Raw genomic sequence first — 19,460 nt, 5'->3', positions numbered from 1 at the left:
ATATGCTTCCGTTTCCTAATGGTTACATTAGTTTTCAAACGGTACATTCGTTTTTGCACCACTTTGAACCATAACCACGTTTTTTATATTTCCGGAAATTTTTTGGTCGATACGAATCACAAATGTTCTAGGTGTTGCATCAGAAGTGCATGCCTTTTCTGGTTGTGATAAAGATACCTTCATAGTATTGTTCTCAATACGTATATCACCTTTATTTATGTAGTATGGACAACTGCCAGATTCCTGAACTCCAAGGAAGAAAACGTTGTGCTTATTAAAGTCAATGTTAGGTAATTTATCTTTTAAACCATATAAGCTCCATAAGTGTTCAAATCCTGATTTATTATCAGCTTTTTTAACCATATATTCAAATAAAGGTGTCGTCTCTCTTTTAAATGCAGTTTCAAGAAAGTTAGTAGGTAATGTTTTTTCACTTGCTATTGTCTCGAAATTATTTTCATTTGTACCATTACCGCAAGCAGATAATAATAAAATGAATGCTAGAACAGCAAGTAAATGTTTAGGTATTGTCATAGCTTATTCACTCCTTTTCTATACCAATTAGTCGACTAATAATTGTAAAGAGTTTCATTCATTCGATTAAAATCCAATATTGTTTATGAAGTAAATTTGAAACCATTCACTCTATCTAAATATAGAAAGAACTCGTGACTAGCGTACACGAGTTCTTACCTAATAGTTACGAATAAAACGGCCCGACATATTCAGCTGAAGGCCTGAATATCGTGTTGTCTTCCAATTGTTCCATAACATGCGCGGTCCAGCCTACCATGCGACTTGCTGTGAACGTGGCAGTAAAGAGATTCGTTGGAATTGTTAGTTCTCGCAAAATTGCTGCAGCATAAAACTCCACATTCGTATAGAGATTGCGTCCTGGTTTCAGTTCTTCTAACACGTTTATAGATGCTTCCTCCACGTTCAAAGCAAGGTCAAACCAATCGTCTTCTTGCTTCTGTTGTTGGAGGATTTTTTTAATGGCTTGCGCTCTAGGGTCCCAAGTCTTATACACTCTGTGTCCAAATCCCATTAATTTCTCTCCCTGTTGAACTTTTTCTCGGATAAACTCGCGAATATCCTCCTGTTGTACCGACTCGTTTAACAGCTCAATGACCCCAGACGGAGCACCGCCATGTAATGGACCTTTCATTGTCCCAACAGCTGAAGTGATGGCTGAAGCGATGTCTGATTCCGTAGATGCGGTAACTCGAGCAGAGAAGGTGGAAGCATTTAGACCATGTTCCATCGTTAGGATCATATAGGTTTCCAATGCTTGAACATAAGCTTTCGATGGTTCTTTTCCAGTAATCATATAGAGGTAATAGGCAACGTGATCTAAGTCAGAGCGTTCTTCTGGAAAAGCGATGTCCTGTTGCAGCGATTGTCTATAAGCAATAATGGCGGGTGTTAAAGATGTAAGTGAGATGGCATCGGTGATAGTGGCTTGATTTTCATCAGTGAGTTCCACGGATGATAATGCTGTTCTCAATACACTAAGCATGTCATGGCTATGTGGGACAGATGCTATGATGCTTTTCATATTGTCTGGAAGTTTCCGGGATGCTTGAAATTGTTTCTTTAATTCTATTAATTGCTCTTGGTTTGGTAAGGTACCGTACCAGAGTAAGTAGGCTACTTCTTCAAAGCTATGTGTTTGTGCTAAATCGGCGGCATCATACCCACGATAGATTAACCTACCTTGTTCTCCATCAATAAAGCTCATTTTCGTTTCTGTACATGTAATTCCTTTTAAGCCTCTTGCTATCATTTGGTTACCTCCTTGATTTGTTGCTACTATTAAGTATAAATTGTATGATTTATTTAGAAAATTAAATAAATTAAATGGCAGTGATTAATATTTTTAAAGAATGGGGTGGGGGAATGGAATTATCATGGTTGAATACTTTTATTACAGTAGAGAGGGAAAAGAGTTTTCGAAAAGCTGCTGATGTTTTATTTGTTTCACAACCAACCGTTACAGTACATATTAAGTCTATTGAAAAAGAACTAGGAGTTAGTCTGTTCGAGCGGAATAATCGGTTCGTGAAACTAACCGAAGAAGGAAGAAGGTTCTTGGGGCATGCTCAGAGAGTACTAGCAGTCCATCAAGAGGGAATGGAAGATATGCATTCCTTTACACAAGGGTATAGACAAAAACTAAGCTTAGCCATATCCCCATCTATTGCAGACACAATTATGCCTACTGTGCTGAAAGGGTATTTGAAAAGGAATCCAGAAGTTGAGATTAATGTAGATATTCGTGAATCGGTAGAGATAGAAGAAGCAGTTCGAAACGAAGAAGTAGATATAGGCTTCTCTTTGCTTCCTAGTCATAATAATGATGTCATTTGCTATGAACTATATGAAGATGAGATTGTTTTTTGTGTCCCACATGATGGATATGACGATGAATCAGCACCGCTAAACTATCCTGAAACGTTTTTGCAGCAACATTATTTGTTCACACACAATTACCCAGGTGTATGGGATTCATTGCATCAGAAAATAAAATCAACCTTTCCTCAAACCAAATCCATGAAAGTGTCCCAAGTCCACATTACCAAGCGATTTATAGCAAGTGGACTCGGTGTATCCTTCTTACCGAAATCGGCAGTTAGAAGGGAACTGCTAGAAGGTAGAATTCTAGAAGTCCCCTTTCCGGAAATCTCTTTACCGAATGTACATACCTTTGCTCTAACAAAGTACAATCATACGCTGGAAAATGACTTCATTGATTTTGTTTCTAATCATCAGTTTAAGTGATGATGGGGGATGTATGAGGAAGGATTCTCATGTATTTACCTTGAATAAAGAAGGAGAAACGGACGTTGATGGAGTATTAAAGTTGTTAGTGAATAAGGAATAAGGAAGGAGTTTTCCCAATGAAAACCAAGCTCCCGGAATCTATTGCACAAAATCTAACCTTACCTGTAATTTCAGCACCAATGTTTCTCGTCTCTAGCCCAGCACTTGTCATTGAAAGCTGTAAAGCAGGTATTATTGGCTCATTTCCTACACTAAATGCGCGTACTGAAGTGGATTTTGAACAGTGGATGGACCAAATTACAACCGAATTAGCAGAAGCGAAAGAAGCCGATCCCTCACGAAAAATCGCACCATGGGCCGTTAACCTTATCGTTCATCGTACCAATAAACGCTATGAAACTGACCTGGAACTCATCCAGAAATACGAGCCACCTATCGTCATCACATCTCTAGGAAACCCATCTGCAGTAGTTGAAATCGTCCATCAATACGGAGGACTAGTATTCTCCGATGTAGCAACCATACCACATGCCAAAAAAGCAGCATCAACTGGTGTAGACGGACTCATCCTTGTAGCTTCAGGTGCAGGGGGCCACGCTGGACCAATCAACAGCTTCGCCTTTGCTGGAGCGGTCCGGGAATTCTGGGATGGCATCACGATTCTAGCCGGCTGCATCTCAAGTGGAAGAGATGTCCTTGCCACCCAAGCACTGGGCATGGACATGGCCTATATCGGAACCAAATTCATCTCCGCCAAAGAAAGCATGGCATCAGATGACTACAAAAACATGCTCGTCCAATCAACCGTCGAAGACCTCATCAACACCGACGCCTTCACCGGCGTACACGCTAACTACTTAAAGGAAAGCATCACCAAATCCGGTATCAACATCGACGACCTAAAAAGCAAAGGATCCGCCGACCTATCCAAGCTCAACCAAAGTGACTCGAAAGCATGGAAGGATATTTGGTCAGCAGGGCAAGGAGTGGATCAGGTACATGAGGTGGAGAGTGTGGAGGAGATTGTTGATGGGTTGGAGAGGGAGTATAGTGAGGCGTTGCAAGGGTTTGTGGCAGTGGGTAATTCTTAATGAGTGTTTATTTTAACAAATGAATAGGTAAGCGGAAGGAAGCTATCTCCTTCCGCTTTTTGTGATGTTATTCTTAAGGAAAGATAATAGAAAAGATGATATATTTCATAAAGATTAATTAATTTTGGAGGAGTTATATTTAATAAGCTAGAATTTAAGTATTGATTGTCAATAGAGTAACTCTAATACAGTATTGTTAGGCGGATTTGATGAGTCACAAATTAAAAGTTGGAGAGATACAGGAGACATATTTAACAGACGAAGATATTTGGAGAGTACTAACTAGATTACTCTCCAATAAAGCTAAAAAGTCTGCTACATATAAATTCGGTTTAGTAAAATCCATAATAGAAAATCTTTATCAAGTGAATGATCAATTAGAGATTACTTATGATCAATTAGCTTTTTCTTTTAGCAAGATTTATTGGAATCTTGTTATTCACCATGAGTTACAACAAGGGACCACTGGATCTGCTGTTCAAAACAATTTAGAAGAGATTCAGCAAAAATATAACCTACCTAGAGATTTTAGTTTTGATCGTCTTAATTCAAGAACCCAATTAGAAATTATAAAGAAAGTTAAAGCGGTTATGAAAACCAATGTTTTTGGAGCGTTATATGGGGATACGAAGGGATTATTTTATGCTTTTGATCACAAACGAGAATACTTACGCTTAAATAAACCTGTCCATATTTTCATGATGAAATATCAAGCTTTAATTGTTGACCTGGTTAATTATCATATGGCAAAAATGATAGAAAAACTAAATGATACACCTAATATTAATTATCTATTAGAAAAAGTAGAGAGTATTGCTAGACGTGGATCTTTAAAACCATTTGAAAGAATATTAATTACTTATTTTGAACAAACGTGTTTTTATTGCGGTAAATCCCTTCATACGAGAAATTCAAAAACGCATGTTGACCACTTTATTCCATGGTCTTTTGTACAATCTGATCAAATATGGAATCTAGTATTAGCATGCAGTCAGTGCAACACATCTAAGAATGACAAGATACCAGAACGCTCATTTTTAAACAATATTCTTGAGCGTAATAAAATACTAGTTAATGAAACTCAACTTACAGAAAATATGAGTGAGTTAATTACATACCAAGATAAAAAAATTGAGATGTTATATGATTATTCAATACAGAATGGTTTTAATGAAATTTGGGTGCCATGACTACCATTAGTTAGCTACTCATTAAGGAGAAGAATGATAAAAAGGCGTATAAATGGTATCATAATTATCATCAAATAAGAATAAGGGGTACCCATAATGGCAAAGAAATACGAAGTAGAACTAATACTAAATGTTGATCAACAATCTGACACTAGGTCTATAGGTCACCTTGAAAAAGGAAGCAAAAAGGATATTTTAAAAAAGTATAAGCGTATGATGGATAATGGAGAAGCTTATATCATTGAAGATATGGTTGTTAACATGGGACATGTCGTACGTTTTCGCATTGTAGAAGAAATATAAGGTAGGAAAATTCTATTGTTACTAAACTCTAGGAGGTCACTATGAAGAAAAACATACACGTAGTCGGCGCGGTAATTGTGGAAAATAATAAAATCCTCTGTGCGCAACGCGGAGCTACCAAATCATTACCTCTGAAGTGGGAATTTCCTGGTGGCAAAATCGAAGATAATGAGACACCTCAAGATGCGTTGCGTCGGGAGATTGATGAGGAGATGGAATGTTCGGTTGAAATTGGAGAGCAGGTGGATCACACGGTTCATGAATATGACTTTGGTATAGTGCATTTGACTACATACTACTGTAAGTTACTTGAAGGTGAGCCTATTTTAACGGAGCATGTAGCGTTTAAATGGTTGCCGAACAATGAATTGTTTAAGTTAGACTGGGCGCCTGCAGATATCCCTGCTATAGAAAAGCTATCGAAGATGTCCTTATAAGGAATTTGGTAACACAAAGTCACTCTAATAATGAGTGGCTTTTTTATTATGGAAAGTTTTTCTAAACGAAAGAAATTGCTAGAAAAAATAGTAGATAGTAAAATAAATATGAAAATATGGAAATGAATGGGGATCCTATGCAGGAAATAGTACAAAAGTTAGAAGCATCATTACATAGAGGCTTTATAAATCAGCAATACCAGAATGCCGGTTCTTATACACCGAAGTTATTAATCAATAATGCTACTAATAATGAAACCGTATTAAGTACATTACTAGAAGAGCTTGAAAACTGTGAGTCTTTTATCTTTTCGGTAGCCTTTATTACCGAGAGTGGTCTAGCTATGCTGAAAGCTCACTTACTAGACTTACATCATAAAGGCATTACAGGTAGGATACTAACCTCTACCTTTTTGAAGTTTAATAATCCAAAGGTTTTTAAAGAACTAATGAAGTTAGATAATGTAGAAGTTCGATTAACAGATCGGCAAGGGTTTCATTCAAAGGGATACATTTTTAACCATTCCTCTTACCACTCGCTCATTGTCGGTAGTTCTAATTTAACTTCTCAAGCATTGAAGGTGAATTATGAGTGGAATATTAAACTAACTTCTCACGAAAATGGGGAGCTTGTGAATCACTTCTACAATCAGTTTGAGGAAGTTTGGGATAATGCCATTCCTTTAACGAAGGAATGGATTGAGGAGTATGAAAAAAGCTATGTTCCGGAAGATCATCCTGTAAATCAGGTGAGAGAAATTCCTTCGCAATATCAGTATAACGCCGTAGAAGAAGCACTAAAGATTGTTCCTAACAAAATGCAACAAGCTGCTCTTGAACAAATTTCTAAGTTGAGGCAATCAGAGGAAAAGAGAGGATTAGTGGTCTCTGCAACAGGGACGGGGAAGACATACCTCTCTGCATTTGATGTACGAAACGCTGCGCCTAAGAAAATGCTATTTATTGTCCACCGGGAGCAAATCTTACAAAAAGCTAAATCTGACTTTCAACGGGTGCTTGGGGGTTTGGATGAAGATTTTGGGATTTTATCAGGGTCTGATAAACAAACAAATGCACGTTATTTGTTTGCAACGATTCAAACAATCTCCAAAGAAGAAAATCTAAAGCATTTTGATCCAGATGAATTCAATTACATCTTAATTGATGAAGTGCATAAAGCAGGAGCTCAATCCTATCATAGAGTGATAGACTATTTTGATCCTGAGTTTCTCATGGGTATGACCGCAACACCTGAGCGTACTGATGGTTTTAACATTTATGAGTTGTTTGATTATAACATAGCTTATGAAATTCGATTGCAAGAAGCGTTGGAAGAAGATATGTTGTGTCCATTTCATTATTTTGGTGTTACTGATTATGAATATGACGGGAAGCTAATGGACGAGACTGCGAACCTTTCCAGATTAGCAAATGAAGATCGAGTGCAACATGTTATGGAAAAAGTAGAGTATTATGGTCACTCTGGAGAAGAAGTAAAAGGGTTAATCTTTTGTAGTCGTAAAGAAGAAGCAAAAGAATTATCTAGTTTGTTAAACGATAAGGGGTATCGAACTGTTGCTCTAACGGGGGACAATGATCAACAAGCTCGTATGGAGGCAGTATCTCAACTGGAAAATGGATTGCTTGATTATATTTTAACGGTGGATATCTTTAATGAAGGCGTCGATATTCCATGTATAAATCAGGTAGTCATGTTACGACAAACGCAATCCAGTATCATTTTTGTTCAACAGCTAGGAAGAGGATTGAGGAAGTTTGATTCCAAGGAGTTTGTAACAGTGATTGATTTTATAGGGAATTACAAAAATAATTACCTTATTCCTATCGCACTGTCAGGGGACTATTCTCAAAATAAAGATAATGTTCGTAGAAGGATGAGAGATACAAGTTACCTTAAAGGAATATCAACAATCAATTTTGAAGAGGTTGCCAAACAAGAGATCTTTAAGGCTATTGATGATACCAATCTGACAGAGAAAAAAATTATTAAAGATTATTATACTCGATTGAAGAATAAGTTAGGTAGAACACCATTCTTATATGACTTTTTACAATATCATTCGATTGATCCTGAAGTAATTATTGGTCAATTCCAGCATTATCATAAGTTGTTAACCAATATGAAAGAAGATGTATCTCTATTAACAGATTATGAACAAAAAGTATTAACAATGATTTCGTTTGAATTGATGAATGGCAAGAGAATTCACGAGCTTGTTTTGCTTCAGTTAGTATTGGAAAATAAAGAAGTAAGTTATGCTCAATATATTAATAGCTTAAAAGCTGTAAATAAGAATACAGATGAACAAACGATTGAATCAGTTAGACGGATGTTCGACTTGTCTTTTTTCACTAAAACAGATCAGAAAAACTATGGGCATGAGCCAATAATTAGTATGAATGACGATAACGTATTCCGATTGAATAAGTCTGTATGGGACAGCTTGCAGACTAATGAATATTATAAGAAACTAGTACAAGATGTGCTAAAAACAGGCTATGAGAAAAATAAACATTACGATAATCATAGGGCATTATCCTTGTATCAAAAGTATTCACGAAAAGATGTATGTCGATTATTAAATTGGGATAAAGATGAGAAAGGTACTATGTTTGGTTATACGACAAGGCATAATACGTCTCCAGTCTTCGTTACGTATAAGAAAGATGATAGTGTGCAGTCTAGTGTGAACTATGAGGATGAACTACTAGATCCTGAAACACTATTGTGGTATTCCAAGAGTAAGAGGAAAATCACTTCCCCTGATGTACAAAAATTAATCAAATCCGAAGAGTACGGAAACGATATTCATATCTTTATCAAGAAAAGTGATGGAGAAGGAACTGATTTTTATTACCTAGGAACAGCTTCGCTTCTACAAGAAACAATAGAACAAACCACTATGGAGGGAGATGGTGGTAGTCAACTCCCAGTTGTAACGATGTTATTAACACTAGAACAACCTATAGAACACAATTTGTATATGTATTTACAGAAAGGGTAAGCAGGGCTGAGGGCTCTGCTTCTTTTATGTATGCAAAAAATTAATATGAAACCTGTCATCATTCTCATCGTATATAATATAGTTACAGCAAGTACAAAAAATAAAAATCAATTTACAACTAAGGAGGCTTTCCGATATGAGAACAGGTAATCCAAGCTTATCAGCTAATACATTCGATCGATATAGAGGGATGACGAGCGAGAATCAAATGACGATACAGGGGAGTGTGAACAAGACGTTTGTTCTGCTTCTACTGGTTGCGGCTACGGCGATTTATTCGTGGAATATGCTAGTGGCGAATCCTGGAATGGGGACAGGATTGATGCTTGGTGGCGCGCTTGGTGGTTTGGTGTTTGCGCTCATCACGGTATTTGTTCCTAAGGCTGCTCCTGTAACAGCACCGATTTATGCTTTGTTGGAAGGTTTGTTTGTTGGTGCGATTTCGGCAACGTATGAGGCGCAGTTTGAAGGTATTGTGTTTCAAGCGGTTATTTTGACGTTTGGGGTGTTGTTTAGCCTGCTTCTTGCTTATAAGTCTGGCATGATCAAGGTAACTCAAAACTTTCGATTAGGTGTCGTTGCGGCGACAGGAGCTATTTTTGTTGTGTACCTTATTTCGTTTATTGGAGGTTTCTTTGGGTTTAATGTCCCGCATCTTCACGAGGCGACTCCGCTTGGGATTTTAATTAGTGTGGGGATTGTCATCATTGCAGCTCTGAATCTAGTGCTGGACTTTGACTTTATTGAAAGAGGTGCTGGCTCAGGCGTTCCAAAGCATATGGAATGGTACGCAGCGTTTGGACTCGTCGTTACACTTGTATGGTTATATATTGAAATCTTGAGGCTGTTGTCTAAAATTTATCGCCGATAATAAAAGGCCACGATTGTGGTCTTTTTTTTACTTTGTATAAGCGATATTAATCCTCAGTTAATAAATCCTGAGAATACATTTCCATTAAACTTCGGAATCTTAATAGAAAGGTGGCTCATTTTGTTTCCATCCTATACAAACCTATGTCTACAAAAAGACGCGCGAATGAATTATAGAGGCAAGATGTATCGATTGTACGCTGGTGAGGATGCAGTTGGTACAGTTGAGGAAAAATCAGAATCTACCACGCAAGTAGGCAATCAATTGCTGAAATTTTTAGGCTTACATACCATGGTAGGAGTAGAACTGATAGTGGAAGATCAGAGAGGGGACTTGTTAGGGACCATTCAAAAAGGTAAGGGGATAAATAAGGGCTTTTCTCTCTATGATGAGAAGGGACAGCATATTGGGGCAATTGCATTTACTGGAAAAATGAGTGCTCCAGCGTTCACGTTGGTTGATCATGATGATACAGCTCTTATGAAAGCTGAAGGTGATTTTAGCGTTTCCGATTTCTCGGTAGTTGATTGTGAAAGTGGTAAGAAGCTTCCTTCTATCAAAAAGCGCTCTTTTACTTATGATACGATGAAAGATAATTTGATGAAGGAAGATGGGTATTTTATGGAGTGTGCTGGATTGGATGAACTTCGTGTATTTGGCATGATTGCGATGAGTGTGTTGGTGGATGTGAATTATCATTCGAATTGAAGATGGTTATGAAAAAGTGCTGAATCACCTTAATATAGGATTTTTTCATTAATGTACTATTCATATGTTTCTTCAATAATCTTTTTCTCAATAAGATAAGATTCTAATATTCACCTCCATTATAGCTGGTATTTTTACGTTTCAAAAAAAGCTATTCAAAAGTTATATAGAAACTTTCAAAAAGTCGTTAACTAGTAAAACATTACCATTATCATTTAAATATTAGGTCTGGTAAAATCTTATGAGTGTTAATTTTACATTACATAAAGTAGTAGAGGAGAGATTGTCTTGCCAAAACAACCATGGTACTTGCAGCCTTGGATGATCGCATTGTGCTTTGCGTTATGGAATATAATCGTACCACCTATAGTAGGGATTATACTTATAGTGCTGGAATACAAACGTCGTAAGAAAATTAGGCAGATGTGGGAAGAAGTAGGGTTCGATGATGTACTTAAAGTCGACCAGAAGAAAGCTGAAATTGAAAAAGAGATTGAACAACTAGAATCTCAGAAAGAAGAAAGAAATAAAGAGACAACTCGATTGGATAACCTTATTTCTGAAAAGAAAGAGGAAATGATTGTTCTCAATGATGAATTATTACTTCAATCATTTGGTTTTTACGAACCGAAATATGACCTTGAATCATCTCAGGCTTATAAAGACAAGCTAGATGATATTCGTGAACGTCAAAAACAAATGGCAAAAAATAAAACAGCCACATCTCATCCGGAAAACTTTAGTTTAGACGGAAACAAAAGTAAAGGTAAAGCTATGCTCAATAACATTATTAAAATGACCATTCGTTCGTTTAATAATGAATGTGATACCGTTATTTCTAAAGTGAAGTTTAATAATATTGAGGCAAGTGAAAAACGTATTAAAAAATCTTTTGAACAGTTAAATAAGTTTAATCAATACAATACAGTAACCCTAAAACAGGATTATTTAAATCTTAAGCTTGAGGAATTATATCTTGCTTATGAGTATGCCAAGAAGAAAGAAGAAGAAAAAGAAGAGCAGAAGCGTATTAAAGAACAAATGCGTGAGGAAGCGAAAATCCAAAAAGAAATTGAGGAGCAGAAGAAGAAGATTGAGAAAGATGAAAAACACTTTAATCAGGCTCTTCAAGATTATCGTAATCGATTAGAAAACGCTGATGAAAAAATGCAAGAAGAACTAGAAAGTAAGATTCAAGAGTATGAAGCAAAAATTGCTGAACTTGAGAAAGAGAAAGAAAATGTAGATTTTCGTGCACAAAATGCCAGAGCAGGATATGTCTATATTATCTCTAACATTGGTTCTCTTGGTGAAGATATAGTCAAAATAGGTATGACAAGAAGGTTAGAGCCACTCGAACGTGTGAAGGAATTAGGCAATGCTTCAGTTCCGTTTACGTTTGATATTCACGGGATGATTTTCTCAAACGATGCCCCTTCTTTAGAAAATGCATTACACCATGCATTTGATCACCTTAGGGTAAATAAAATTAACAATAAAAAAGAATTCTTCAGAGTATCTCTTGAAGACGTGGAGCAAGAAGTCAAGAAGAATCACGATGCCACGTTGGAGTTAACAAAAATGGCAGAAGCAGAAGAGTTTCGACAATCTCAGGCTCTTGATGATTCACAAACAAAAGGATATTACTCTGCTGAACATGAAGTTGCAACGACAGTTGAGTAAATACAAGAGATAAAGTTGTGCAAAAGGTGCCTGCAAAAGGTGCCAGACCCCCGCCGCGGTGATGCGGTAAAGCGGTGGGGGTCTGGCACCTTTTTTTATCGGAGTTGCTCCAAATAATCAAGTAACTTTAACTGTGCTCCGCTAGCTACGATGATTTTATCTTCATTCCAACTAACTACATATTCACAAGGAAGGTAAGGTTTGTTTTGTTCTTCTTCTAGCATAAGGCCAATGATGGTTTTGTCGTTCGTATTGAGGATGATTTCTTCTAACTCTCCTAGGCGTTCGCCTGTTTCTGATTCTATTGGTATCTCTTGAAGTTTGGTATGGGAGTGGCAGTTGGGGGAAGGGGACTTGAGCTCTTCCTCTACTTTTTGGCCACTCATGGTAAGCATGCCTGGTTTGATTGTTTCTATTTTATAATCGGGAATATAGTAAAGCTTTTTACTCTTTCCGTTATTAATGAAGGGGTTGAGTTTTTCTAGTAAGCTTTTGCTTTCTTGTTCCTCCATTTCGTGAGGTGGTTTATGAAGTTTTAGTGTCACATATCCTAATTTTTGCTGTTCAAGATCTATGAAGACGTCATGTACGGTAGCTTTTTCATTTTCAGAATCGGAATGGGTTATGGTGGCGTTAATGAGGTTGCTGGCTAGTAAATTCAAGTGCCATATCTCCTTTTAAAAAATAAATTGTGCTAGGAAATGTTTCCTTTTTTCTAGGTTGTTAAACTATTAAGGTAAATGGTTATTCCTTCTCCTTCCACGGATTTCCGTTTACAATAGGACATAGATACATGAAAACGGAGGGATGGATGTGTTGCAAGTTGTGTGGTTTAGGCGGGATGTTCGTTTACTTGATCATCAGCCACTTGTGGAAGCCCTTCGATATGGTGAACCAATTTTGCCGATTTATATAGCTGATCCTTCTCTATGGAAAAATAGCGAGCTATCGGTTCGTCATCTACAATTTATCATGGAAGGGCTTACGGAACTTCAGGAATCTTTTCATAATCGAAATGGTACCGTTTATGTCTCGATTCAGGAAGTGGAGGATGTATTAGCGACGATCTATGAGGCGTTTGGTGAGTTTACGATTCACACCTATGCGGAAAGCGGAACGACTGTAATGAATGAGCGAAACATGCGCGTACATAAGTGGATGGAGTCGCAAGGGCTTCAGGTGAAGGAGTATCAGCAAGATGGTGTGGTGAAGGGGCATGACAATCGAGGGACATTGAGAAAAGAGTGGAATGCCTATATGGACAACTCCTTATATAAGACACCAGCGTATATTCCTACTGTAGATGAGGAGGAAGTGCCATCTATTCTTTCTTCCTCCATTGATAAGATGAACAGGCTTTCCGTTGGTGGCATGCGTATAAAGTATGGGCAACAGGGCGGGGAAAGTCTTGCCCTTGAGTCACTTGAAACGTTTTTATCCGAGCGTTCGAAGAGGTATAAGGATGATTTAGCAGATCCTGTTTCGTCATCTACAGCAGGTAGTAGGCTTTCCCCTTATCTAGCATGGGGAAATATTTCGTTGCGGTATGTTGTTCAACGAACCAACGAAAAAATTTCTTCCATAGAAGAAGAGGACCATGTTCAACAACTGAAGGCATTTTTGGCTCATCTTTTCTGGCATAGTCAATACAAGCAGTGGTTGTTGGATGATCCGTTGATTGCTTGTGAATCCATCGATTCCGCATTGGATGATGTTCGAGAAGATAAAGAAGAAACGTTTCAAAAATGGTGTGAGGGTGAGACGGGAATTCCCATGATAGATGCAGCGATGATGTTACTTCTGAAGACAGGGTGGATTAATAATCAATTAAGAGCAATGCTCATCTCGTTTACTTGCCACACGCTCGGCTTGGATTGGCGCAGGCCTGCTGATTATCTTGCTGGATTATTTTTGGATTACGTACCAGGTATTCATTATAGTCAAACACAACTTACAGTTGGAACGACTGATGCTAAGTCAGTGAAAGTGCTGAATCCAATTAAGCTGGGAAAAAATCTTGACCCCGAGGGCACGTTTGTTCGACGTCACATTCCAGCACTTAAACATGTTCCAAACAAGTATGTTCATGAACCTTGGAAGTATCATGGATTTGTTCATATTGATTATGGTGAACCAATGATAGATGTACAAGAGGCGAATCGGCGTGCGAAAGAAGTTATTTTGAGTGTTAAAGGTTCAACTAATATAAAAAGAAAGAAGACACAAAAGAAAGAGAGTTCAACTAGGGAAGACCAGCAATTGTCGCTAAATCTGTTTGATTCGTAAGGAAGTCTTTTTTAGGTGAAAATAACTTCTATGGAGGCGATTAAATGCAATATGAAGTAAATACCCCAAACGAATATTTTGAAATATTAGAAGACGACTGGAGAAAAGAAAAGCTTTTGCTAGTACGTCAATACATCTTGGAACATGGACCTGAACTGCAAGAGGGTATTCAATATAAGATGCTATGTTATGGGGATGAGTCATCCACGTTGTTTAACTTGAATGCTCAAAAGGCATATGTAAGCTTGTATGTAGGTACGATAGAGAAAATAGAAGGGGCGAAGGAGCTCTTAGATGGGTTTAACTTTGGAAAAGGATGCATCCGTATCAAAAAATCAGTGGACATAGAGAATAGTGGTTTAGAAACGTTTATTAAGAAAACGATTGAGTATTGGAATGCTGGTGGAGATACTGGTTGTTAAAGAAAAAAGAGGTGCCTGACCCCCGGTGTGGTAACGCGTTAGCGTAGTGGGGGTCAGGCACCTTTTAATTACTTAAGAAGTTTTGGTTCAAATGGGAAGTCGGAGAAATTCTCGACACCGTCTTCTGTAACAAGAAGTTGCTCTTCTAGCTTGACGCCTTCTTTTCCGCCTGGTGATCCGATATAACTTTCAACTGACAGTACCATGTTTGGTTGAATGATGCCGTCGTATCCTTTTTCTTCGAAGTCTTGTGCGTACACGATATAAGGATATTCGCCGCTAAGTCCTGTTCCGTGTGCTACGGTAAAGTAACGGTTCGGGAAGAACTCTTCTGGGATCTTCCAGCTTTTTTCTGCGTATTCACGGAAGGACATTCCTGGTTTTAGCAGATCGATGTTCGTTTGGATTTGTTCATATGCTGTTTGATAGAGACGTTTTTGTTCATCCGTTGGTTCACTATCTCCGCAATAGAACGTACGGCTGATGTCTGTGAAGTATCCGAATGGACCGTTCATATCGGTATCAAAAGCAACAAGTTCACCTTCATTGATGACTTTGTCACTACATTCCTGGAACCAAGGGTTTGTACGGTGACCAGAGTTTAGTAGCCTTGTTTCCACGTAGTCGCCACCTTGTGCAATGTTCGTTTGGTGAAGATAGGACCACAGTTCATTTTCGGTGATGCCAGGCTCAAGTGCTTGTTGCATGCGAATCATACCTTGCTCAGCTGTACGAACAGATATTTTCATTGCTTCAATTTCTTGATCACTTTTAATACTGCGAGCATGCTCAATAATTTCTTGCCCGTCTACTACCTCGACATCTAATTTGGACAGTTCAACAAGCCCAATAGAAGGGGAGTAATCAATCGCTAATTTTTTGTTGCCACCTTGACGTTCTTTAACGAGCTCTTCGATTTCTTTTGCCCATTTTCTTGCATTGTCGTATAGGTTTTCGCCTGAGGCTACATATGAAAGTGTTATTGCCTCTCTTACTTCATCAATGGTTTCCAAACCTTCTGAAAGGTGTTCACAGTTAGGAAAATCAAATAGAGTAACAGGTCCTTCTGTTGGGATATATACATAACGTCCTGGGTTACGTAGCATAAATACCTGCATGTTTCGACTGCCTGTTGCATAACGAAGGTTTACTGAGTCAAAAATGACAATCCCGCCGTACCCTTGTTTTCTTAATTGCTCACGGACTCTGCCAAGACGATATTGACGCATACGAACGGTATCGATTTGTGTTTTATCATGACGGATGCTTGAAAGTTTGTTCATTATTTTCCTCCTTTGAAGGAAGTGGTTTTTGATTGATATTTAGTGTTTAATCCACTAAACATATTACAACATGGATGAACTTATTACAACATGTATTTTTAAAAATCATTTGCCAATTTCCATACGATACATAAATGCGTTTGGAATATATTTAGTACGGCTGTATTCGATAGGCTTGTCGTCTATGCCAACTGTGGTACGTTCAATGTCTGTTAGTGCCTCTCCTGGTATGATTCCTAATAAATCTGCTACATATTGAGTTGCATTAGATCCTGAGACCATTTCTTGTATATTGGAATGGTGTATATTGTGCTGTCCTAAGACTGGAAAAATATCGAAGACATCTGATGCGACACCTTTTACTACTTCACCTATCGGAATAGGTAGGTATAATTGTTGGTATGCAATTGGTTTGCTGTCTGCAATCCTCAATCTTTCTAGAACGTAAACCTCTTCATCTTCTTCTAAATCTAATTGATATTTGGCATAGTAATGCTCTTTAAGCTTTTCGAAGCGAAGAACTTTTACTTCCATATTTGTACCTATTTCTTTATGAATGATACCAGGATTACCTTTATCTACTTGTGGTTCTTCTTTAACTCGTGTCGGAGCACCTCGGCGTGTTTCTAATACATCTTTTTGGACAAGGTCTTGAATCGCTTGTCTAATCGTCGTTCGACTTACGTTATATTGTTCGATTAATTGGCTTTCAGAAGGTATGGCTTCCCCTGGTTGCCATACCCCTTCTTTTATATTGTTGACCAATTTATTTTTTATTTGCACATACAAGGGTAGCTTTCTTTGTTTAGACATCTATTCACGCCTTTCTTCACGATTTATCAACAGCGCTTACCATGCATGAATAGGTGTAAAAAATGAAAGGTTAACCTGTTTGATAATCGTTTTTAGATTCTTGTTTTTCATCGTTGTTTGATTTCTCCATATCATGAGATGCTGCTCTTACAAAGGAGAGTGCTAGCATCGGCATAATGATCAGTAGTGGGATGCCGCCTACAATACTTGCTGTTTGTAGTGTAGACATTCCACCTAAATACATGAGGACAATTGGTAAAAAGGATAACGCAAACGCCCAGAATAATCGATTCCAACGTACTGGTTCGCCTTTTACATCCTTTTGAACGACGGAGGCAATGATATACGAGCCTGAATCAAATGTCGTCGCGGTAAAGATAACGGCAAGTACAACAAATACTCCTACAAGCAATTTACCCATTGGTAGTGTATTTAGTATCCCCATAACAGCAGCTGGAGGTCCTGAGTTCTGCACTGTTTCCACTACATTAAATTGTCCACTCATTTCAAGAAAGATAGCATAATTACCTAAGATACCAAAGAATAATACACTCCCTAATGTACCATAAATAAGTGTACCAAGAATTAGTTGGCGTACCGTACGCCCTTTTGAAATTCTGGCCACAAATAATCCAACGAATGGTGCAAATACAAGCCACCATGCCCAAAAGAATACCGTCCAGCTTTCCGGGAACCCTGTTCGTTCAAAGGATCCAAGGTTATTAAATGGTTCTGTCCATGTGCTCATTCTTAAGAAATTGGTTCCAACGATACCTAGTGCATTGAACGTTGTCTCAGCTATAAATAGAGTTGGGCCTATGATGAAGACAAATCCAAGTAAGAAGAAGGAAAGCCACAGGTTCATATCACTTAGGACACGAATACCTTTTTTCAACCCACTAAATGCACTTGCTCCAAATATAATGGTACATATGATAAGAATAAGTGCTTTTACAAACTTTGTGACTTCAAGGCCAGTAAGGTCATGGATACCTGAACCAATTAATGGCATAGCAAGCCCTAGTGTTGTTCCAGCACCACCTAATAGACCAAATAAGAATAAGATATCGACGGCCTTCCCTAAAGGTCCATCTGTTTTGTCACCTAAAACAGGTCGACATGCTTCACTAATTTTCAGGACGGGTTTTTTACGAACATAGAAGAAATATGCGATGGAGACAGCAGGTAAGGTGAAAATCCCCCATGGAATCAATCCCCAGTGGAAAATACCATACGCTGAAGCCCAGTTCATTGCTTCATTCGATTTTGGTTCGATTCCTAGTGGAGGAGCGGTGTAGTAATATACCCATTCAATGGCTGCCCAATAAAGGATACTGGCACCTATTCCAGCGCAGAATAGCATGGCAGCCCAAGAAAGAGTGCGGAATTCCGGTTTGGTTTCTTTACCTAATGTAATATTTCCAAAACGACTAAATGCTAAATAAAGTAAAAAGATAAATGTTCCTAATCCAAAAGCTAAGTACAAAACACTAAACTTACTTGTCATGAAATTCTTTAGAGATAACACAACTTCCTTTCCGCCTGTTGGAAAAAGAATTAGTGGTAACGTTACCGCTATGAGCATGACTAATGAGCCTATAAATGTAGGCTTGTCGATGATGTTTTTATTCACTGTATCTCTCCTTCATTTCCATCTTGTTATGATATGTTTTAACTTGTCATTACATTTGGAATTATAACCATAGTTAGCTTTTCTCGTTAAATGGCATTTACCTTCATAAATGGAAATGAGTGATGATGAATGATGTATATGGTGTTATAATCTTTTGTTTTCTCCTAAATTCTCTGTTTTTCTTTTTCGTACAAATAATACTGAACAAGATTAACATATTCTTAAATAGGTGCCAGACCCCCGTTATAGTAGTGTGATAACGCGGTAATGTAGTGGGGGTCTGGCACCTTATAATAGGCGCATATAATAACAAAAGGGAACTCCATAGACTATTGGAGTTCCCTTTTTATTAACGCACTTGTGCTGCTTAAGTTGTTATTCTATATCACTTGTATATTTTTCTGGTATTAACTCCATTACATTACATTTTACTAGTTCATTCTTATAAGAAAGGATTACATCTGTATTTTTTCCGTAGTCACTAATTAATTCTCGACACATCCCACAGGGAGACACAACCCAACATTTATCTATATCTTCGTGTGGATGAGGGTGTGCTACTGCTACAATCGTTTCAAATTCATGATCGCCTTCAGAAATAGACTTCCCCATAGCCATCGCTTCGCCACATACTGCTATTCTTCCAACATTCGCTTCTACATGTACTGCTGAATAAACATTACCTGATGGCGTTCTAACTGCTGAGCCAATGTGGTGTCGTCCATAGCGGTAATTTTTTTCTATTACTTTCTCTGCTTCCTTAATTAATGCATAATCTTTTTCTTCTAAAGGTCTAACACTCAACAAAATAATTTCCTCCCTGATTAATGGTACATAACCCAACAAGGCCAAGCTTTAGCGTTTTACAGCGGTGGGGGTCAGGCACACTAGCCTTGCATGACTTCAAATATAACCCTTTTATGTAAAATA

General features: G+C 37.9%; 18 protein-coding genes. 11 read left to right on the top strand and 7 right to left on the bottom strand.

Annotation, left to right across the window (positions count from 1 at the left end):
• Nucleotides 1-27: 27 nt before the first annotated feature.
• Together N782_RS01735 and N782_RS01730 are read right to left on the bottom strand one after the other, a co-directional pair.
• A complete protein-coding gene (locus tag N782_RS01735; protein WP_036815553.1) occupies nucleotides 28-534 on the bottom strand; it encodes a hypothetical protein in 507 nt (168 codons plus the stop codon).
• Between the two features lie 166 nt (nucleotides 535-700).
• Nucleotides 701-1,786: a citrate synthase/methylcitrate synthase gene (locus tag N782_RS01730; protein ID WP_036815552.1), complete on the bottom strand. Its 1,086-nt coding sequence runs from the start codon at nucleotides 1,784-1,786 to the stop codon at nucleotides 701-703.
• 113 nt (nucleotides 1,787-1,899) lie between these two features.
• Here N782_RS01730 and N782_RS01725 point away from each other — a divergent pair, with 113 nt between their 5' ends.
• The 9 genes from N782_RS01725 (at nucleotide 1,900) to N782_RS01685 (ending at nucleotide 12,093) form a co-directional block, all read left to right on the top strand.
• The gene (locus N782_RS01725) at nucleotides 1,900-2,781 is read left to right on the top strand and encodes a LysR family transcriptional regulator (RefSeq protein WP_036815551.1); all 882 of its coding nucleotides are present in this window, start codon (nucleotides 1,900-1,902) and stop codon (nucleotides 2,779-2,781) included.
• A gap of 119 nt (nucleotides 2,782-2,900) precedes the next feature.
• On the top strand, nucleotides 2,901-3,875 hold the full coding sequence (locus N782_RS01720; protein WP_036815550.1) for an NAD(P)H-dependent flavin oxidoreductase: 975 nt from the start codon (nucleotides 2,901-2,903) through the stop codon (nucleotides 3,873-3,875).
• Nucleotides 3,876-4,084: 209 nt separating this feature from the next.
• A complete protein-coding gene (locus N782_RS01715) occupies nucleotides 4,085-5,065 on the top strand; it encodes an HNH endonuclease (protein WP_036815549.1) in 981 nt (326 codons plus the stop codon).
• 96 nt (nucleotides 5,066-5,161) lie between these two features.
• Complete coding sequence (locus N782_RS01710) at nucleotides 5,162-5,368, top strand: hypothetical protein (protein ID WP_036815548.1); 207 nt, start codon at nucleotides 5,162-5,164, stop codon at nucleotides 5,366-5,368.
• Between the two features lie 41 nt (nucleotides 5,369-5,409).
• A complete protein-coding gene (locus tag N782_RS01705) occupies nucleotides 5,410-5,805 on the top strand; it encodes a (deoxy)nucleoside triphosphate pyrophosphohydrolase (protein WP_036815547.1) in 396 nt (131 codons plus the stop codon).
• A gap of 137 nt (nucleotides 5,806-5,942) precedes the next feature.
• On the top strand, nucleotides 5,943-8,831 hold the full coding sequence (locus tag N782_RS01700; RefSeq protein ID WP_036815546.1) for a DEAD/DEAH box helicase: 2,889 nt from the start codon (nucleotides 5,943-5,945) through the stop codon (nucleotides 8,829-8,831).
• A gap of 136 nt (nucleotides 8,832-8,967) precedes the next feature.
• Nucleotides 8,968-9,702 carry a Bax inhibitor-1/YccA family protein gene (locus tag N782_RS01695; protein ID WP_036815545.1) on the top strand — a complete coding sequence of 245 codons (735 nt, stop codon included), beginning with the start codon at nucleotides 8,968-8,970 and terminating at the stop codon, nucleotides 9,700-9,702.
• Between the two features lie 165 nt (nucleotides 9,703-9,867).
• Entirely contained in the window at nucleotides 9,868-10,410 is a 543-nt protein-coding gene (locus N782_RS01690; protein ID WP_161783058.1) for a hypothetical protein, read from the top strand.
• Between the two features lie 288 nt (nucleotides 10,411-10,698).
• The gene (locus N782_RS01685; protein WP_202595658.1) at nucleotides 10,699-12,093 is read left to right on the top strand and encodes an SNIPE associated domain-containing protein; all 1,395 of its coding nucleotides are present in this window, start codon (nucleotides 10,699-10,701) and stop codon (nucleotides 12,091-12,093) included.
• 95 nt (nucleotides 12,094-12,188) lie between these two features.
• Here N782_RS01685 and N782_RS01680 read toward each other — a convergent pair whose 3' ends face one another.
• Nucleotides 12,189-12,755: a PRC-barrel domain-containing protein gene (locus tag N782_RS01680; RefSeq protein ID WP_036815543.1), complete on the bottom strand. Its 567-nt coding sequence runs from the start codon at nucleotides 12,753-12,755 to the stop codon at nucleotides 12,189-12,191.
• 163 nt (nucleotides 12,756-12,918) lie between these two features.
• Here N782_RS01680 and N782_RS01675 point away from each other — a divergent pair, with 163 nt between their 5' ends.
• Nucleotides 12,919-14,379: an FAD-binding domain-containing protein gene (locus tag N782_RS01675; protein WP_237582332.1), complete on the top strand. Its 1,461-nt coding sequence runs from the start codon at nucleotides 12,919-12,921 to the stop codon at nucleotides 14,377-14,379.
• A gap of 44 nt (nucleotides 14,380-14,423) precedes the next feature.
• The gene (locus tag N782_RS01670; protein ID WP_036815541.1) at nucleotides 14,424-14,801 is read left to right on the top strand and encodes an iron chaperone; all 378 of its coding nucleotides are present in this window, start codon (nucleotides 14,424-14,426) and stop codon (nucleotides 14,799-14,801) included.
• A 68-nt stretch (nucleotides 14,802-14,869) separates the two neighbouring features.
• On the opposite strand, the gene N782_RS01665 is transcribed toward N782_RS01670, so the two are convergent.
• From N782_RS01665 to N782_RS01645, 4 genes are all read right to left on the bottom strand, one after another.
• On the bottom strand, nucleotides 14,870-16,084 hold the full coding sequence (locus N782_RS01665; protein ID WP_036815540.1) for a M24 family metallopeptidase: 1,215 nt from the start codon (nucleotides 16,082-16,084) through the stop codon (nucleotides 14,870-14,872).
• Between the two features lie 105 nt (nucleotides 16,085-16,189).
• Nucleotides 16,190-16,897: a GntR family transcriptional regulator gene (locus N782_RS01660; RefSeq protein WP_036815539.1), complete on the bottom strand. Its 708-nt coding sequence runs from the start codon at nucleotides 16,895-16,897 to the stop codon at nucleotides 16,190-16,192.
• Between the two features lie 70 nt (nucleotides 16,898-16,967).
• Nucleotides 16,968-18,530, bottom strand: a complete 1,563-nt coding sequence (locus tag N782_RS01655) for a BCCT family transporter (RefSeq protein ID WP_052111099.1) — start codon at nucleotides 18,528-18,530, stop codon at nucleotides 16,968-16,970.
• Nucleotides 18,531-18,905: 375 nt separating this feature from the next.
• Nucleotides 18,906-19,337 (bottom strand): cytidine deaminase, encoded by a 432-nt coding sequence (locus tag N782_RS01645; protein WP_036815537.1) that lies wholly within the window; start codon nucleotides 19,335-19,337, stop codon nucleotides 18,906-18,908.
• Between the last annotated feature and the right edge of the window lie 123 nt (nucleotides 19,338-19,460).

Source organism: Pontibacillus yanchengensis Y32, from assembly GCF_000770635.1.
Lineage (GTDB): Bacteria > Bacillota > Bacilli > Bacillales > BH030062 > Pontibacillus > Pontibacillus yanchengensis.
The sequence above is the reverse complement of the archived record's forward strand: the minus strand, read 5'-3'. Positions and strand labels throughout refer to the sequence as shown.

Coding starts and splice junctions, on each gene's coding strand:
- N782_RS01700 (WP_036815546.1), top strand. CDS start 5,943: ATGCAGGAAATAGTACAAAAGTTAGAAGCATCATTACATAGAGGCTTT.
- N782_RS01660 (WP_036815539.1), bottom strand. CDS start 16,897: ATGTCTAAACAAAGAAAGCTACCCTTGTATGTGCAAATAAAAAATAAA.
- N782_RS01665 (WP_036815540.1), bottom strand. CDS start 16,084: ATGAACAAACTTTCAAGCATCCGTCATGATAAAACACAAATCGATACC.
- N782_RS01710 (WP_036815548.1), top strand. CDS start 5,162: ATGGCAAAGAAATACGAAGTAGAACTAATACTAAATGTTGATCAACAA.
- N782_RS01720 (WP_036815550.1), top strand. CDS start 2,901: ATGAAAACCAAGCTCCCGGAATCTATTGCACAAAATCTAACCTTACCT.
- N782_RS01690 (WP_161783058.1), top strand. CDS start 9,868: ATGAATTATAGAGGCAAGATGTATCGATTGTACGCTGGTGAGGATGCA.
- N782_RS01730 (WP_036815552.1), bottom strand. CDS start 1,786: ATGATAGCAAGAGGCTTAAAAGGAATTACATGTACAGAAACGAAAATG.
- N782_RS01670 (WP_036815541.1), top strand. CDS start 14,424: ATGCAATATGAAGTAAATACCCCAAACGAATATTTTGAAATATTAGAA.
- N782_RS01695 (WP_036815545.1), top strand. CDS start 8,968: ATGAGAACAGGTAATCCAAGCTTATCAGCTAATACATTCGATCGATAT.
- N782_RS01705 (WP_036815547.1), top strand. CDS start 5,410: ATGAAGAAAAACATACACGTAGTCGGCGCGGTAATTGTGGAAAATAAT.
- N782_RS01735 (WP_036815553.1), bottom strand. CDS start 534: ATGACAATACCTAAACATTTACTTGCTGTTCTAGCATTCATTTTATTA.
- N782_RS01715 (WP_036815549.1), top strand. CDS start 4,085: ATGAGTCACAAATTAAAAGTTGGAGAGATACAGGAGACATATTTAACA.
- N782_RS01725 (WP_036815551.1), top strand. CDS start 1,900: ATGGAATTATCATGGTTGAATACTTTTATTACAGTAGAGAGGGAAAAG.